Source organism: Bartonella sp. B10834G3, from assembly GCF_016102505.1.
GTDB lineage: Bacteria > Pseudomonadota > Alphaproteobacteria > Rhizobiales > Rhizobiaceae > Bartonella > Bartonella choladocola.
Map to the genome: position 1 here is coordinate 130,953 of NZ_JACFOM010000001.1, position 17,113 is coordinate 148,065.

18 protein-coding genes are annotated in these 17,113 nt (G+C 44.9%); 3 read left to right on the forward strand and 15 right to left on the reverse strand.

Going from position 1 to position 17,113, the window contains the following annotated elements:
• Window positions 1–26: 26 nt before the first annotated feature.
• The gene (ubiA, locus tag H3S94_RS00580) at window positions 27–1,037 is read right to left on the reverse strand and encodes a 4-hydroxybenzoate octaprenyltransferase (protein ID WP_369805679.1); all 1,011 of its coding nucleotides are present in this window, start codon (window positions 1,035–1,037) and stop codon (window positions 27–29) included.
• Window positions 1,038–1,129: 92 nt separating this feature from the next.
• Here ubiA and purD point away from each other — a divergent pair, with 92 nt between their 5' ends.
• Window positions 1,130–2,428, forward strand: coding sequence for a phosphoribosylamine--glycine ligase (gene purD / locus H3S94_RS00585; RefSeq protein WP_198239996.1), 1,299 nt, complete (start codon window positions 1,130–1,132; stop codon window positions 2,426–2,428).
• Window positions 2,429–2,775: 347 nt separating this feature from the next.
• Here purD and H3S94_RS00590 read toward each other — a convergent pair whose 3' ends face one another.
• From H3S94_RS00590 to H3S94_RS00615, 6 genes are all read right to left on the reverse strand, one after another.
• Window positions 2,776–3,318 carry a YcxB family protein gene (locus H3S94_RS00590; protein WP_077991401.1) on the reverse strand — a complete coding sequence of 181 codons (543 nt, stop codon included), beginning with the start codon at window positions 3,316–3,318 and terminating at the stop codon, window positions 2,776–2,778.
• Between the two features lie 255 nt (window positions 3,319–3,573).
• Complete coding sequence (locus H3S94_RS00595) at window positions 3,574–4,110, reverse strand: DUF6101 family protein (protein ID WP_077991397.1); 537 nt, start codon at window positions 4,108–4,110, stop codon at window positions 3,574–3,576.
• A gap of 151 nt (window positions 4,111–4,261) precedes the next feature.
• Window positions 4,262–5,671: an FAD-binding oxidoreductase gene (locus H3S94_RS00600; protein WP_198240455.1), complete on the reverse strand. Its 1,410-nt coding sequence runs from the start codon at window positions 5,669–5,671 to the stop codon at window positions 4,262–4,264.
• Window positions 5,672–5,676: 5 nt separating this feature from the next.
• Complete coding sequence (locus H3S94_RS00605; protein WP_198239997.1) at window positions 5,677–6,636, reverse strand: L-threonylcarbamoyladenylate synthase; 960 nt, start codon at window positions 6,634–6,636, stop codon at window positions 5,677–5,679.
• Window positions 6,637–6,648: 12 nt separating this feature from the next.
• A complete protein-coding gene (locus H3S94_RS00610) occupies window positions 6,649–7,302 on the reverse strand; it encodes a ribonuclease HII (RefSeq protein WP_198239998.1) in 654 nt (217 codons plus the stop codon).
• A 76-nt stretch (window positions 7,303–7,378) separates the two neighbouring features.
• Window positions 7,379–8,578, reverse strand: a complete 1,200-nt coding sequence (locus H3S94_RS00615) for a PA0069 family radical SAM protein (RefSeq protein ID WP_198239999.1) — start codon at window positions 8,576–8,578, stop codon at window positions 7,379–7,381.
• An 85-nt stretch (window positions 8,579–8,663) separates the two neighbouring features.
• Between H3S94_RS00615 and H3S94_RS00620 the strand changes: the two genes are divergently transcribed.
• Entirely contained in the window at window positions 8,664–9,167 is a 504-nt protein-coding gene (locus H3S94_RS00620) for a hypothetical protein (protein WP_198230768.1), read from the forward strand.
• A gap of 150 nt (window positions 9,168–9,317) precedes the next feature.
• Here the strand turns inward: H3S94_RS00620 and H3S94_RS00625 are convergent, their stop codons facing one another.
• From H3S94_RS00625 to H3S94_RS00660, 8 genes are all read right to left on the reverse strand, one after another.
• On the reverse strand, window positions 9,318–10,232 hold the full coding sequence (locus H3S94_RS00625; protein ID WP_198240000.1) for a glycosyltransferase family 2 protein: 915 nt from the start codon (window positions 10,230–10,232) through the stop codon (window positions 9,318–9,320).
• Window positions 10,233–10,282: 50 nt separating this feature from the next.
• Window positions 10,283–11,800 carry a hypothetical protein gene (locus tag H3S94_RS00630; RefSeq protein ID WP_198240001.1) on the reverse strand — a complete coding sequence of 506 codons (1,518 nt, stop codon included), beginning with the start codon at window positions 11,798–11,800 and terminating at the stop codon, window positions 10,283–10,285.
• Between the two features lie 309 nt (window positions 11,801–12,109).
• Window positions 12,110–12,640: a molybdenum cofactor biosynthesis protein B gene (gene moaB, locus H3S94_RS00635; protein WP_198230761.1), complete on the reverse strand. Its 531-nt coding sequence runs from the start codon at window positions 12,638–12,640 to the stop codon at window positions 12,110–12,112.
• A 15-nt stretch (window positions 12,641–12,655) separates the two neighbouring features.
• Window positions 12,656–13,567, reverse strand: a complete 912-nt coding sequence (locus H3S94_RS00640) for a 4-(cytidine 5'-diphospho)-2-C-methyl-D-erythritol kinase (RefSeq protein ID WP_198240002.1) — start codon at window positions 13,565–13,567, stop codon at window positions 12,656–12,658.
• A gap of 2 nt (window positions 13,568–13,569) precedes the next feature.
• Window positions 13,570–13,755: a hypothetical protein gene (locus H3S94_RS00645; RefSeq protein ID WP_198240003.1), complete on the reverse strand. Its 186-nt coding sequence runs from the start codon at window positions 13,753–13,755 to the stop codon at window positions 13,570–13,572.
• A 98-nt stretch (window positions 13,756–13,853) separates the two neighbouring features.
• Window positions 13,854–14,702 carry a S49 family peptidase gene (locus tag H3S94_RS00650; RefSeq protein WP_246786382.1) on the reverse strand — a complete coding sequence of 283 codons (849 nt, stop codon included), beginning with the start codon at window positions 14,700–14,702 and terminating at the stop codon, window positions 13,854–13,856.
• Between the two features lie 103 nt (window positions 14,703–14,805).
• A complete protein-coding gene (locus H3S94_RS00655; protein ID WP_198240004.1) occupies window positions 14,806–15,612 on the reverse strand; it encodes a methyltransferase in 807 nt (268 codons plus the stop codon).
• Entirely contained in the window at window positions 15,593–15,817 is a 225-nt protein-coding gene (locus H3S94_RS00660) for a DUF2007 domain-containing protein (protein WP_198240005.1), read from the reverse strand. The genes H3S94_RS00655 and H3S94_RS00660 overlap by 20 nt, the downstream gene beginning before the upstream one ends.
• Before the next feature lie 173 nt (window positions 15,818–15,990).
• Here H3S94_RS00660 and H3S94_RS00665 point away from each other — a divergent pair, with 173 nt between their 5' ends.
• The gene (locus H3S94_RS00665) at window positions 15,991–17,007 is read left to right on the forward strand and encodes a polyprenyl synthetase family protein (RefSeq protein ID WP_246786384.1); all 1,017 of its coding nucleotides are present in this window, start codon (window positions 15,991–15,993) and stop codon (window positions 17,005–17,007) included.
• Window positions 17,008–17,113 lie beyond the last annotated feature (106 nt).

The window sequence follows — 17,113 nt, forward strand, 5'->3', positions numbered from 1 at the left end:
ACGCGTTTGGTTTGATTGTCACAAAATTAGCGTGCGAAATAGCCTGACACCAGACCAAGGAATATCAGCCAGCCGACAATGGAATTGGATTTGAACAACCGGAGACACTCGCTATTATTGTCAATGTCGATTGTGATAATCTGGTAAAACATGTGAATGGCTGCAAGGGCGATGCCAAGATAGGCTAAAGTTGGAACACCGGCCAGAATAAACGCACCGAGGCTCAACACTATAAAACCGCTATAAAGGACGATAAGAGCCGGTTTGGTATTTTCACCAAAGAGCCTTGCCGTGGAACGAACCCCGACAATTGCATCATCTTCCTTATCCTGATGGGCATAGATGGTGTCATATCCGATGGTCCACAAAACCGAACCGCAATAGAGGCACAGAGGTGCAAAATCAAGACGGCCGAAAATTGTCGCCCACCCCATCAATGCCCCCCAATTGAAGGCAAGACCCAAGAAAAACTGCGGCCAGTCTGTGACACGTTTCATAAACGGGTAAATCGCCACAACAACAAGCGATGAAATACCCAGTATAATGCTGAACAGATTGAATTGTACCAGTACGAGAAGCCCGACGAGGCATTGCAGCCCCATAAAAATTTTCGCCTGAAGCCGGCTGACCTGGCCGGATGGCAAAGGCCGCGACCGTGTCCGTTCGACTTTGTCATCAATTTTCTGGTCAACGAGATCGTTCCATGTGCAACCGGCGCCCCGCATGGCAACCGCACCAATAAAGAAAAGAAAAAGATACCATATTGCCCGAATAAACGCATATGGATGCGGTTGTGCGGCAAAAACCGGCGCATCCATGGCAAGGATCAATGACCAGAAACACGGCCACATCAGAAGCTTCCAACCAATAGGTCTGTCCCAACGTGCCAATTGGGCATAAGGCCAAAGGGAACGCGGTAAAAAGTGATAGACCCAATGACCGGATGGCGCATCAAAGACACGCCCTCTCACACCTTCCTTTTGGACTGTTTCACCATTGCTCAAGCTCGCGGAAGTCATATTTTTGTTGTTTACCATTTATAACAGCACACCTTTTACCTTGAAGCTAAAGCATTTCGTTTCTATGACAAGAGCAACGGTTTTAACATCTTCTTCAGCAGGAGCAAGCAATGAACGTTCTTCTCATTGGTTCAGGCGGACGCGAACATGCATTGGCATATAAAATTTCGTCTTCTCCCCTTCTTGGCAAGCTCTTTTGTGCACCCGGAAATCCCGGAACACTCGAATTGGCCGACAATATCGAACTTGATGTAAAAAACCATAAGGTGGTTGGCGAATTTTGCAAGAACAATGCCATTCAACTCGTTGTCATCGGTCCGGAAGCACCTCTTGTCGATGGGCTTGCAGATTCCCTTCGTAATGCCGGGATTCTTGTTGTCGGGCCAAGTAAACTCGCTGCGCGGCTTGAAGGATCAAAAGGATTTACCAAAGATTTGTGCGCCAAATATAATATTCCAACCGGCGCTTACCAACGTTTTAAAAATGCAAACGACGCTAAAAGTTATATCGAAAAAAAAGGCGCGCCGATCGTTATCAAAGCCGATGGTTTGGCTGCCGGTAAAGGTGTAACAGTCGCCACGACAATAAAGGAAGCTCTTGAAGCGGTTGACGCCTGTTTTGCCGGAGCCTTCGGTAAAGCGGGGGTTGAAATTGTTGTGGAAGAATTTCTTGAAGGTGAGGAAGCGAGTTTCTTTTGCCTTTGTGACGGGAAAACGGCCATTCCTTTCGGTTCTGCACAAGACCATAAACGCGTGAGTGATGGTGACAAGGGAGCCAATACCGGTGGCATGGGTGCTTATTCTCCGGCACCCGTTATGACCGAAGATATGACCAAGCGCGTTATGAATGAAATCGTCGAACCCACCATTCGTGGCATGGCCGATCTTGGTTGTCCATTCAGCGGCGTTCTGTTTGTCGGATTGATGATTACAAAAAAAGGTCCCGAACTTATCGAATTCAACGTCCGCTTCGGTGACCCTGAATGTCAGGTTCTGATGATGCGGTTAAAAAGCGATCTTCTACCGGTTCTCTATTCCCTCGCAAAGGGTAATCTCGAAAATGTCGAACTCAACTGGAAAACCGATAAGGCTTTGACTGTTGTCATGGCCGCAAAAGGTTATCCGGAAGCGCCTCAACGTGGCAGTATTATTTCCGGCATAGAAAAAGCGGATAAACTTCCTGACGTGAAAGTTTTCCACGCCGGTACGGCATTGAAAGACGGAAAGATCATAGCCAATGGCGGCAGGGTTTTGAATGTCACAGCAACCGGTAAAACTGTAAAAGAGGCGCAGCAAAAAGCCTATCAAGCGATAAAATTGATTGATTGGCCGGAGGGATTTTATCGCCATGATATAGGCTGGCGCGCAATCGAGCGGGAAGAAGCAGCTAAAAACCGATTGATCGGGTAAAACGCCGAATATCCGGAAAAAACATCATTTGATATAAGCGGGCTGTCATTCCGTTTCGTGCGTTATAATTTCCCGATACTGGATAATGAAACCAGAATGACTATAAAACAGGATCTTTCAAACAGTGCATCATTCGTTGCCTGTCCGGTAAAAGTCATCAAGGAAATCGGGCATTAAAGGGTGTGTCGGATAACGTGAAGCATTTTCAAAAAAGACAGCTTCACTTTCGACGGTTTTATAGTACGGGTATTCATTTTACCGGTTGGGTTTAACAAAATCGTTTTATTTACAACGTGGCGGGCTCTTCTGATCCGGTTTCAAAGTGAATTTATCAAAAGTCGCTTATTCTATTTTTCTTCAGCCGCTATTTCGCGTTTGAAAATGCTGCGCAAATCTTCCAACTGTTCTTCGTTTATCGGTGCTTTGGGCAATACATTGAATTTTTTGGGCGATATATATAATGCGATGAATGTCGGATATTCCCGCCAACCGGAAAATAAGCGGAAAGGATATGTCCCGCGGATATAGGAGCTCTTTATTGCTACTGCATGGTCATCCCACACCCAGGTTTGTTCAAGCCCGATCTGTTTGTCATTTTTCACCAATTGTTTGACATGGTGGGGGATGAGAACAAAATAATTCAGTGCCCAGATTGCAATGATAATCGCGGCATAAATGGCTGAAATTCTATAGAGCGAATGCCCCCAGTTCTGATACCAATCGGCACCATCAATCACCACAAGAACCGCCGACATGACAGCAACTGCCGTTATCCATAGGAGAAAAAGACTGGTAAATGTCCGTTTTGATAGGGCATGATCGCGATAATAGGCTGTAAGCGCTTCAATCGCATCCTGCTTTTCAAGTATAAAAATAATTTGCCGCGTCATTCGGTCCTCCGGTTTAAAACCGCTGGTAAGCTTAACACCGGTTCACTGTCAAATGGCAAAAAAATAAACGAAAATTTCCGCAAATTTTATTTTCTATTGCCGAAACCGAACACCATTATCCTTCAAAATTATCGGATCATTGTCGTCTTTAAAGAAATGCGATTTGATCGAAATTACAAGCTTTTCATGATCCGTTCCACCAAAGACAGGCTTGCAGCGAAAAGTGTGACCGTTTCCGGATGTGGTTTAATTGCGTTATCCAAGCATAACCTGATTGTTGATAACCAGTCTTATGCCCAGAGAGCATCCCCGACACCTCAATGAAAAGTTCTTTTTTGCGTGTTGGTGCGGGTGTTTACCAAAAAAATGTTCAAGCGGCGAGCGATCTTTGACAGGAATAACCGAACCATCATCATTGAGAAGAAGCATCGGCAAATCATAGGTATCTGCCCAAAGTCGCCAATCGAGAAGCACATCATCAAGATCGCGCGAAACAAGAAGCGGAATGCATATATCATGATTTCGGTGTAACAACTCCAGAGAAACCGCTTTTTGCCCTGAAGAAGTCACAACAGCGCGCGCAGCAACACCTTTGAATTGATGGGCAAGCACCAGACGCGACACACGTGAAGCACCGTTTTCATCTTCGATTTTTAACGCTGCTCCACGCTCGTTCAGTGAACAGACAATGGTCTTATCCTGAACATCGAAAGAAACATATTGTGGCAGATGGCAGGGATCCAGTCTCAGTTCAAGCCCTGCTTTTGCCCGATTAGCCCATTGAGTGGCCATATATTTGTCCCCAATATCCTCTTCAATTCAATCGGGAACACCTTAGCGAGCTTTGTTAATAGGTTTGTTAAAAGGTTAGGTTAAAAAATTATTGGTTTGTTTTTTGGTTATCGAATTACAAACAGCGCTTTAAATTATTATTCACCAAAACTTATAGCATTTTGCCCGGATTCATGATGTTTTTCGGGTCGAATAGCTGTTTGATCGAACGCATGAGAGAAAGTGCTACCGGAGATTTGAAGGCAACAAGTTCTTTGCGTTTCAATTGCCCGATCCCGTGTTCGGCCGAAAATGAACCATTATAACTCATAACCAGTGTATGGATACGGTGATTCATTTCCCCCCAAAGGGAAAGATAGGCTTGTTTGTCGGCACCAACCGGTTGCGACACATTATAATGCAGGTTACCATCGCCCATATGACCAAAGCAGACAATGCGGGCACCCGGCGAGATGGCTTCAATGATTTTCGCCGCATCACTGATAAAATCGGGAATCGAGGCGATAGGAACAGAAATATCATGTTTGATCGAACCACCCTCCAATTTCTGTGCCGGTGACATATCTTCGCGAAGCCGCCAGAATTCCTTCTGCTGGCTCACCGAACGGGCAATGGAGGCATCTTCTATAATCCCCTGTTGGAGTGCATCTGCCAGAATATCTTCTATCGTGTTGCTCGCCTCACCATCACTATGGGAAGAAGAAAGATCAAGCAGTACATACCATTCACTTTCATGCTCAATTGGAGCATGAGCGCCTTTGACGTAGCGCAAAGACATTTCCATTCCGACCTTTGCCATAAGTTCAAAACCGGTAAGCATGGAACCGGCTTTTTTCTGGGCAAGAAGCAGAAGTTCTAACGCTTTTTCCGGACTTTTCATGCCCGCATAGGCAACCGCTTTTCCTTGCGGTTTTGGAAAAAGCTTCATAACGGCAGCGGTGATAATACCAAGCGTTCCTTCAGCGCCGATAAACAGGTCTTTCAGATCATAGCCGCTATTATCCTTCTTCACATAGCGCAAATCGTCGAGAATGCGCCCGTCCGGCAGAACAACTTCAAGACCCAGACAGAGTTCGCGCGTATTGCCATAGGCAAGAACACCCGTACCACCGGCATTGGATGAAAGATTGCCCCCGATCTGGCAAGTCCCTTCCGAACCAAGTGATAAAGGAAAAAAGCGCCCCTTCTCGTCAACCTTTTCCTGTAATGTCTGAAGAACAACACCCGCTTCCACCAAAGCCAGATTACCTTCGACATCAATCGAGCGGATTCTGTTCAACCGCTCCATAGAAACAATAATCTCGTTAGCACTCTCGTCCGGTTGTTGCGCCCCGACAAGACCGGTATTCCCTCCTTGTGGAACAATAGGGGTTCCGCTTTCGCTCGCAAGTTTCATAATTTCCGAAACTTCTTGTGGCGAGGAAGGGCGCAAAACAAGCGGTGTGCGCCCGTGATAAAGCCCGCGTTGTTCGACAAGATAGGATGAAATCACATCCTGATCCACCAAAGCGTGATTGACTCCGACAATTTCTATAAAACGTTCAATCAGCTTTTTGTCTATCATTTCTATTTCCTTGGTGCTGCCGCGCGTTGAAGCCGGTCATTGATAGCCTCGCCCAAGCCGGTAAACGGTATCGGCTCGACAGCTATACATTCAACATCTTTTCTATCAAGTTCCTTCAGATAATGAAACAGGTTGCTCGCCGCCTCTTCAAGATTCCCTCTCTCGCTTAAATTGAGCGTTGCAACAGCATGTGCAGCATTTACGGTTTGTTGTTTTCCAAAGGCTAAAAGTGCTTCACCGCTTTTGACGTCTTTGGCGTCAAGTCTCACAAATGCATTGGGTGCATAATGGGATTTCAACATGCCCGGTGCTTCGATGGCTGCTCGCTGGTCTACACGTTCAAGCTTCAGTCTTGTTACTTTCTCGATTTCTCCGGTCGCCAGACCACCCGGACGAAGCAGCAGGATGCGCCCTTCCATTACCTTGATAATTGTCGATTCAACGCCGACACGCGTTGCGCCGCCATCAATAATAAGCGGCACTTTTTCGCCAAACATGTCGGCAACATCCTGCGCAGTTGTACTGCTCAAACGGCCGGAAATATTTGCGCTCGGTGCTGCAACCGGCCGGCCGAGTTCTTTTACTATTGTCGCGAATATCCCGACAGGGTTGCGAACCGCCAAAGTTTTCAAACCCGCGCTGGTAAGCGGGTCTATCGGTGTCGGATTTTTCAGCGGCAAAACCAATGTTAACGGTCCCGGCCAGAAAGTGTCCATAAGCTTTCTTGAAATTGCATCAATTTCGACAATGTCTTCCGCCATATCCACACCGCTGACATGGGCAATCAACGGATTGAATTGGGGGCGTCCTTTGGTTTTGAATATATTGGCAACCGCTTTGCCATTTGTAGCATCCGCCGCAAGCCCGTAGACCGTCTCGGTCGGTAATGCCACAAGCTCCCCTTTATCAAGATAGGAAACAGCTTTTGAAACGGCGTCTTTTGACGAGGCAAGAATAATCATTATATCAATCCTCTAGAACGCGCCCTTGATCGGGGCAAAACTGAAACGGTGCAATTTTTTGACCGGCCCTTCATGTTCTATCGCGGCTCGGTGAAACGCCGTTGCATATCCGGCATGTTTTTCAAAACCGTAAGCGGGATAAACTTCCCCCACTTTTTCCATTAACCGGTCACGCGTGACTTTTGCTATAATGGATGCCGCCGCAATAGATTGGGACCGCCCGTCACCTTTTATTAGTGCCTGAGCGGGATAAGCAAGTTTCGGGGGAATATCGCGCCCGTCCACCAGAACATAATCCGCCTTGACAGAAAGACTGCAAACCGCTCTTCTCATGGCCTCAAGTGCGGCTTTTCTGATATCGGTACGATCAATTTCCGTTGCCGACAGGCTACAAATTGACACGGCTACTGCCGAACGCAAAATCCCGTCATAAAGCGCTTCGCGTTTCTTTGCCGAAAGCTTTTTGGAATCATTTAAGCCGTCAGGTATGTTATTCCGGTCAAGAATAACCGCAGCCGTCACCACCGGACCGGCCAGAGGTCCCCGCCCGACTTCATCCACTCCGGCTATATTCCGATAGCCTTTTGCAATAAGACTTTCCTCGATCGCGTAATCGGGCATTAAAGGAATATCTTGAAATAGCGGCAGATCATTTTTGTGAGACATGGACAATCCAATTGCATTACAGGAGATTTCGCGCAAGTCCGGCCATTCGTATGAATTGCGGGAAATAAATCCTTAATCAATCTTTTTCGTCAAAAAGAAAAGATAATTGTTTGGCGACTTTCAGCGGTGGCTTGAAATATCCGGTCTCAAGCTTTGGATGGCGTTCATGCAAGCCCGATCTTTGCCGCGCCAAGCGAAAACGGTCGGCAACGAGTTTTGCAAACGGCCCCTCGCCGGACATGCGTGTTTTCCAATCCGCATCATAATCCTTGCCACCACGCATATCACGCAGAAGCTGCATAACCCGCCTGTAACGGTCGGGATATTCACGCAACAGCCAGTCTTTAAAGAGCGGAGCAACTTCATAAGGTAGCCTGAGCATAACGTAACCGGCGTCAATCGCACCGGCATCTTTTGCCTTGGTCAATATGTTTTCTATTTCATGGTCATTCAATCCCGGAATAACCGGCGCCATCATAACGCTCACGGGCACGCCTTTTTTTGTCAATTCTTTGATTGCCCATAGACGCCGTTCCGGCGTTGCGGCGCGTGGTTCCATGAGGCGGGCAAGCTTTCTGTCCAATGTTGTGATGGATAAAGCCACGCGGACAAGCTTTCGCTCAGCCATTTTTTCAAGAATATCGCAATCCCTTACAATTAGTGCCGATTTTGTTGTGATACAAACCGGATGGTTGCATTTATCCAATACTTCAAGAATTTGCCGCATAATCTGCCAGTTTTTTTCAATTGGCTGGTAGGGGTCTGTATTGGTTCCTATAGCAATTGGCCGGACTTTATAATCGGGTTTTGACAATTCCCGTTCCAGAAGTTTTGCCGCGTCGGGTTTGGCAAATAATTTTGTTTCAAAATCAATCCCTGCCGACAGCCCCATATAAGAATGTGTCGGGCGCGCAAAACAATAAATACAACCATGTTCGCACCCGCGATAAGGATTGATTGACCGATCAAAGAAAATATCGGGCGAATCATTGTGGGTAATAATCGTACGGGCTTTCTCGGTTTCTACAGACGTTTGAAGCGGGGAAAGCTGTTCATCCATATCCCAACCGTCATAAAAACGTTCGCATGACTGTTTCTCGAACCTTCCGGCAGGATTGAGCGCCGCTCCCCTTCCCCTTGTTTTTTTGTCTTCCAATCTTATCATGGATTGATCGAGAAAAGCACTCCCGCCAGCGGCCGACATTGCGTCAAATGCCAGCCGGTCGGCCTCGGTGATGACTTTTACCAAATGTTGATCGATTTGTACTTTTCCCATCCTTTCGATCTACCATGGTGATACGAACAAAACAAGAACATAAATTATCGTGCTTTTGACAAAATAATGATTTAATTGAAAGATTATGGTTAGTGTTATTATTCACGCAAATGAAGACATAGATCCCTTGGCCGATACCCTTGCAATGCTTGTATCGGGCAGCGTGTTCGGTCTTGTTAGCGAGGTTATTTTGTGGTCGGAAAATCACAGCAATGTCTTGAAGACAGTTGCCGATGATACCGGCTGCCGTTATCTCTCCCGCAGCGATTTAGGCACTGCGATCATGTCGGCAAAAAGCAAATGGTTGCTTTTTCTGGTACCGGGTGCACGGTTACTCGACCAATGGCGGGAAATTTTAAGTCGTTATATTGAAAATGAAACAAGACCTGCCCAGTTCCGATTAATTGGAACGAAAAAGGTTACGAAATTACGCCGATTTTTGGGGTTAAATCGCCAACTTGAAGGCGGGCTTCTCATTACAAAAAATCAGATTGCTTCGATTTATAATAATCAAACGCCACTACATAAATATTTGCGAAAGCTTAATCCCGTCACCCTGCCTATACAGATCTTGGATTCCAGCCAATAATTTCAGACCGCAAATACAATTTGTTAAAACACCATTTGTTCTCTACAAATTGACGGAAAAAACACAACAGACAACAAAGGCGATTTTCTATAAGGTAGATTCCAGTTTGAAGTACAACACTGGAATCTACCGCATCTATAATTATGATTGTTATTTTATCGAAAGATAGGCAAGTTTCTTCATATCGCCCCGTGTTTTCTTAACGAGATCCAGAATAAGCGCAACCATAAAGCTCATCGCACCTAAAAGTCCGAGGAAGCCAGCAAGAATTGCTGTTGGCAGCCGTGGGACAAGCCCGCTTCTTGCATATTCGGTAATGACCGGAATGCCGAATGCAAAAGAGAGAATCCAGAACAACAGCGCAATCATGGAATAAAACAAAAAGGGACGTTCCAACTGGATGAGGCGGATGATGGTAAGACCAACCAGAAAACCGTCTTTAATCGTTGAAAGCTTGCTTTCGGAACCTTCCGGACGTTCTCCATAGGGAGCTTCGATTTCATCCAGTGCAACATTCATTTCCAAGGCATGAACAGTGACTTCTGTTTCGATTTCAAAACCGTTGGAAGAAATCGGAAATGATTTGACGAATTTATGTGAAAAAATCTTATATCCGGATAACATATCGGTAATTTGCCGTCCGAAGATAAATTGTATTGCGCCGGTTAATGCTTTGTTTCCGAAACGATGGCCGAAAGGATAGGATTCTTTTGCCTCGGAAACCCGACGAATATTCATGTAATCAAGTTTTTCATCAACAAATTTGTCAATCGCAGATTGGGCGATAGATAAATCATAAGTTGAATCACCGTCGACGATCATTATCATATCTTCATCAAGGTCTCTGAATGCACGTTTGATAACATTACCCTTACCTTGTCGTTTTTCACTACGGACAATTGCGCCGGCTTCTTTTGCTATTTTGACGGTGTCATCAGAAGAATTGTTGTCATAGACATAAATTGTCGCGCCTTTAATGTAACGCTTCGCATCCATGATTACAGATTTGACAGTGATTTCCTCGTTATAACAAGGAATAACAACTGCGATCGAACACTTTTCCATATTTCTTCTTCCAGTTCGTATCAAATGCCAAAAGTTCCAAAGTCACCGCTTCATAGGATTATGCCGATTAAAAATAAAGGAACAGTGATCGAGGCCGCTATGATCCTTGTTGTCTTGGTCCCGAACAATTGCCGCTTCTGACTATAATAGCCGAATGCTGCAAGGATGCATAAAATACTTATCATCAAACTCGGATAGGAATATCTGAAGTCACTTGCAACACCGACGAATAAAAATCCGACAAGATAGATCAAACCGGCAAATGAAACGACATTCAACGTCCTGTTAAAACGGTCGCTGGTGGCAAGCGTTGAAAGATAGAAAAACAATAGAATAAGCAGGCTTACATAAGGATGAAACCATAGCTCCTTGCCCAATGAAGGTTCTCTATTCATGATATAATCAACCCAGATGTTCGGTGCAGAAACCGGGAGGGTTAAGGTATCGTTTTTGTCCAGATAATTAACGTAGCCAATATTGGTTGTGTAAAGTGGCCGAATAACAGGCCGATGCCCCTGATAATCCATAAATCGGTTAAAATGTGAAATCCGGTGTTTCAAATATGCTAACGGATGATGGACGATCGCTGAACCCCAAGCTCTACGAAGCTCGGTTCTCGCCTCTTTCAGGGCTTCTTGTCCTTCAAATATTTTGTCGAAATAATGGACAGCGATCGAGCCACAAATGCTATCTCTTCTCCAATGCGAAACTGTATCCCACATTATCGGTGTATAGCATTGATTAATCACTGCCATTTGATCGGGAACTCCAGGGATATCAGGAAATGTAGGGTGTCCGGTATTTTTCGCAATTCCTGCCAAGTCAAAAACCATGAGCGAAAAATCTGGAGTTTCGTCTCTAGCCTTAAGTAATTTGATATCAACGAAAGATGCTGTTGCTACAATACATAGAACAAGGATAAAACACGTTATGTAACGATAGATAATCGGAGACTTCCACCCCATCCAAATAGCAACAAGCAACGGTGCTGCGATAAAGCAACCATTTGCTCGAAGATAAAAGCAGAAAACCAGAATTATTCCGGTTAACAAGTAAAAACAGAACGTCTTCTTTTTTCCGGAAATCGCTGCGTCGAGCATTAAGGCGGAGACAAAGAAAGTAAAGCTCGCAAGATATGTATCTTTTAGTACAATTATAATATATGAAAAAATTGGCGTAACAACCAAAAAAAGCGAAGAGCATATAACACCGGTAATTATACCTTTTGTTATATTTTTACATATTATATACATACCTATGAATAATGGTATCAACTGAATTATCACAAAGATTCCGCGATTTTCTGTAAAATACAATATAATTTGCCAAAATCTACCTAATAATGCGGAATGCCAATTACTTATTCTATTGTGATATGCATCTGAAAATATAAAAAAAGTATCATGTACGATTGAACCGGGGTAGAAAATATAAATTAACCATATAAAAGTGATAAGCAGACATAAAAATAAATAATTATCTTTTAAAAAAGACGGAGTTTCTTTTATCAGATAACGTATCTTGTCACTAAATTTGTTTTCTAAACGTTTATATAATCCGGTTTTCACAGTTTACTCATCCGATTATAGTTCAAATGCCGGTTATTGTGCTCCCAACAAAAAAGCCGGTTGTCATCTACCAAATAAAACAGAGTTTAAAGTTCTTGCGTCTGGATCGATGCTCTATATGTTGCGGTTCATCAAGTCAATAGTTGCAAACCGGTTAGCAAACTGAGCAATACAATATTGCTCAGGAGTGTTAAACTTCAACTCGGAACTGACCAAATATTTCTTCTATTTTATATTACGGAAGAACAAACACGGAGAAAGTTTTAATTTTCCGCCAATACGAAAAACTGTTGAATGAAAACAATTAGTTTATCGTTCTGTCAAGCGTGGCATAAGCATCACCAGATTATGCGGACGCTGGCGGCTATCAAGCTCGCCTTTCAATATATTATCCCACGCATCTTTGCAGGCACCTGTTGAACCGGGCAGGCAGAACACGAATGTTCCATTGATAAGTCCTGCTGTTGCACGTGATTGTATCGTCACCATGCCGATTGTCTCATAGGAAACTTTATGGAACATCGCCGAAAAACCGTCCATCCGCTTGTCAAACAGTGGTTCGATTGCTTCCGGTGTAACGTCGCGTCCGGTAAAACCGGTACCACCGGTCGTGATGATAATTTCAACATCGGGATCGGCTGCCCAATCAACGATTTTTTTGCGGATTTCAGGAATTTCGTCGCGCACAATATCACGTTTAGCCAAATTATGGCCTGCCGACTTGATCCGTTCTTCCAGAACATCTCCGGACCGGTCATCGCTGGAATTACGTGTATCCGACACTGACAAAACCGCAATATTGAGCGATTCCATCTTTGCATTTTCATCAATATGACTCATGATTTCTATTCCTGATTATTCGTCTATTTTGCCCGTTGTCTCGACTGCTTTAACGAACCAGTCCGGTTTTTGTGATTTTATCTTTCGTGCCACCTCTTCCGCTGTCTCGATATTTTCATAAATGCCGAAACACGTCGCTCCCGATCCTGACATACGCGATAAAAGAGCACCGTTTACGTCGAGTATTTCCAATACATTTCCGAGTTCCGGCTCGACATGCCGTGCACATTCATAAAGATCGTTATGCGTTTTTTTAAGCTCGTTCACAAGTGAATGAAGATTTGCCAATTTTGCAAAATCCATCGCAAGAGGCCGACTTTTTTTATTGCCTAGAAGTTTAAAAATTTCCGGTGTCGAAATGGATTTTCTATGGTTGACAAGCACCATCGGAATTTTGCAGCAATCGACAGGCTGAAGTTTTTCACCGATGCCGGAAACACGAAGCGGTTCATGATTGAAAAATGCGGAAAGGCACATCGGAACGTCGGCACCAAGTTCCAGTCCGAGTTCAAGAAGCTTTTCATCGGAAGCTTCAATTTGCCATTGCTGTTTCAATAGAGCAAATACACCGGCAGCATCGCCGGAGCCGCCTCCGATACCGGAAGCAACAGGCAGATTTTTTTCAAGGCTTAACCGGCAGGATTTTGACTTTGAAGGGAAATTTCTAATAAGAATATCGCGCGCCCGCACAACCAGATTCTGCGTTTGATTATTCGTGTCTACTGATAGCGCACCCGCTTCCGGTCCAATAATGGAAAAACTGTTTGTTCCGGCAGCTTCATAATGGAGAACATCACCTTCAAAGCTGAAACAAACCAGACTGTCAAGAAGGTGATACCCGTCATCGCGCTCCCCCACCACATGGAGCGCCAAATTGATTTTGATCGGCGTTACTACTGTTGCTCGACCTGCAACTCCCGAAGCCACGTTTAATCCCGCTCGACGTAGTATTCACCGGTCTCCGGATCTTTGACCAATGTGCCATTCGCGCCTGTACGACGTTCTTCTTCTGCATGTTTGACACGCAAAGCAACACGTTGCGATTCGCGCTTGAATGCACGATAGGCATAAAGTGCAGCAGCACAAATAAGACCATAAACAATTAATCTCAACATTTTCACCTTTCGCTCCCTTATCATTATTTGATAATTTACGAGCGCAAATCAAGCCTTGATATGAATCTTCCCTGATCTTCGTTCAAGAATTTGTCTTTTTAAAGTCCATAACGCTGCCACAATGCACGTTCGTCCGCCGATTGGACAACACCGTCTACCAGAGTTGAAACGAGGCCAGCCGAAATCGCCGGAGTTTTGCGTCCTAACAAGCTTCTGGATGCCGAAACAAGACGCATCTTGGCATCACGCCCATAACGTTGTTTGACGAGCGAACGCAAATCGGAAAGTTCATCAACCAGCCCCAGTTCCTTACCTTTTTTGCCGGTCCAGAACATGCCGGTAAACAGATCGGGATCATCGACAAGTTTGGAACCACGACTTTCCTTGACGAGATTGATAAAAGTTTCATGAATTTCGAGCTGCAAAGCTTTCAAATGATCGACATCGGCCTTTTTTTCGGGCTGGAACGGATCAAGCGAGACTTTGTTCTTGCCGGCTGTATAAACGCGGCGTTCGACACCGATTTTTTTGAGCAATTCGGGAAAACCGAATGAAGAAGATACCACACCGATAGAGCCGACAACTGAAGATGGATCTGCAAAAATCTCGTCGCCTGCGCAGGCAATCATATAACCACCAGAGGCTGCAACATCTTCAACAAAGACGAGAACGCGTTTGTGTTTTTCTTCGGCAAGATCACGAATACGACGGTAAATCAGCCGTGATTGCACCGGTGAACCACCCGGAGAGTTGATAGCGATGGCAACAGCCGGTGCCTCTTTATCCGAAAAGGCTTTTTCCAGAGCATTGGCGCAAGAACTCAGGGACAAAGTCTGGCGCAAAGGCGATGATGCCTCCATAATCATTCCCTGCAACCGCACTACCGGTATTTCTACGGCGTTGGAACGGAACCGGCGTGGAATAAAACGTTTGAAAAAACCTGACAAAGTTTGAACTCCTGATAAGAAAATCTGCTTCTATTGCTAAAAAACTGCACCATTGTCATTTAAGTTGTAAACGGCAAAAAGCAATATTTTGTTAAAATCGTGTTCACAAACTCTGCCAGATGCTCTTCTTTCCATTATTGATTGCGTCTACAAGCGGAGAAAAAGCATGTAAGTCACTATCATGAATATAAAGAGCCGGCATCAATGACAAAGGCGCTTTACTTGCTCTTTTTGCGTGGATCAGAATTCGGATTGCGGGACTATTTTTGCGTGAATGGACCGGAAACACCAAAATATTGCCGAACCGCCCTTCACATGCTTTCAAAATGTCGGATAACGATTGTGGTCGTGCGATCAAGCCTAAAAAACCGGATGGCCTCACAATTGCTGAAGCTGTCCGTATCCAGTTTTCAAACATCCGGTCAGTCATGACATGTGCGGCAGCTTTGAGATCATCAGGCGTTTTCCGGTCCATTGGCGAATTGAAAGGCGGGTTCATTATGGCAAAATCGAATGCATTATCAAAAAGTCCTGCGTTCTGCCGTTCTTTACCGCGCAAGGTTAGATCGGCAGAAATAACGTCAATGCGATTGGCAATGGCCGCGTTTTGAGCAAGAGCAATGCTTTTTCTGGCAAAAACAACCATTTCGGCTTCGCGTTCGACAAGCGTAACTTCGGCTTTTTTGCAACGCGCGGCTACAGCAAAACCGGCAGCCCCCGCACCGGCACCAAGATCTGCAAGCTTTCCGCAAAAATCGGTCGGCACCAGTCCACCAAGCAACATTGCATCCATGCCGGAACGATGCCCGCCATTTTTTGGCTGAACCAGATAAAACCCGCCACGATGGAAGACATCTATTGTTTCGTTCATAGAAGAAGTTTCCAATTTATTATCCTTGCGCGAGTTCATGTTCCAGGCCGGCATCTATCATAATTTGTCGTGCTTCATCGGCACTTTCTCTATCAACCAGAAAACGGCGACGGATAGCTCCGAGTGAACCCTCCGCCACGCTGGTATTCTGATCCGTTACCAAATAGAGTATTCCGGCCGATTTCATAAGGCTTTCGGCAAAGGAAATCAGGACAATATCGTTGGTGTCAAATAATTCGATCATGAAGCTATGTTACATATTTAACGATTGTGCGGCACCCGGTCGCAGAAGAAATCAGCATTTTTCCTTAAATATCTTTTGAAACGCGCTATCTCAAGCAACATCACGCTTGAGTTGATGAGCTTGGTTTATTAAGGTGCAAGCAAAAATCAAAAGATTTTTCAGGAGTATGAGCATTGGTTGCTGACAATAATACAGTTAAAAAAACCGATAATCAGGCGTCGATAAAGCCGCTTATCGATATTACAAAAAGTGATATGGATAAAGTAAACAAGCTCATCATTGCTATGGCCGGCTCCGATGTGGAAATGATTCCTGAAGTTTCAAATCATCTGATTTCTTCCGGTGGTAAAAGATTAAGACCGATGCTGACTTTGGCTTCTGCCCGCTTGTTCGGTTATCAGGGATCGGGGCATATCAAACTGGCAACGGCAGTTGAATTCATGCACACAGCAACTCTTCTTCATGACGATGTTGTTGATGATAGCGATCTGCGGCGTGGCAAATCGACCGCCAGAATGATCTGGGGCAATGAGGCGAGTGTCCTTGTCGGCGATTTTTTACTCGGACAAGCATTCAAAATGATGGTTGAAGTCAATTCCATGGATGCTTTGTCGGTGCTCGCCAATGCTGCCGCAATTATTGCCGAAGGTGAAGTCATGCAGCTTGCCGCCGCCAAACATTTGACGACAACTGAAGACGAATATTTGAAAGTTATCAATGCCAAAACGGCTGCCCTCTTTTCTGCGGCCGCAGAAGTCGGGCCGATTATCGCCGGTTGCGGGCAACAGGAACGTCAGGCATTAAAACATTACGGTACGTCACTGGGACTTGCCTTCCAGCTTGTCGACGACGCGCTCGATTATGGTGGCAATTCGGAAAATTTAGGTAAAAACACCGGCGATGATTTTCGTGAAGGCAAAATTACCATGCCGGTTATTCTTTCCTATATTCGTGGCGACGAGACGGAAAAAAAATTCTGGAAACAATCCCTTGAAGAGGGAAAAAATGATGATGATGCACTCGCCCACGCACAAAAATTGATGCAACAACATCATAGTCTTGAAGATACAATCAAAGCCGCCCGTCACCATGGCAATGAAGCTTTGAAAGCGCTCGACGGATTGGCTCCAAGTAAAGAAAAAGCCGCACTTTGCGAAGTCATCGAATTTTGTATTTCACGCGTAAACTGATCTTCCATAAAACAGTGTTCGCGTAAAAATGACCGGTGGCGGATGATATTTTTGCATATTTTGGCTGGATATATTCTATAAATATGGCCAACCTGTTTTAAGTCAA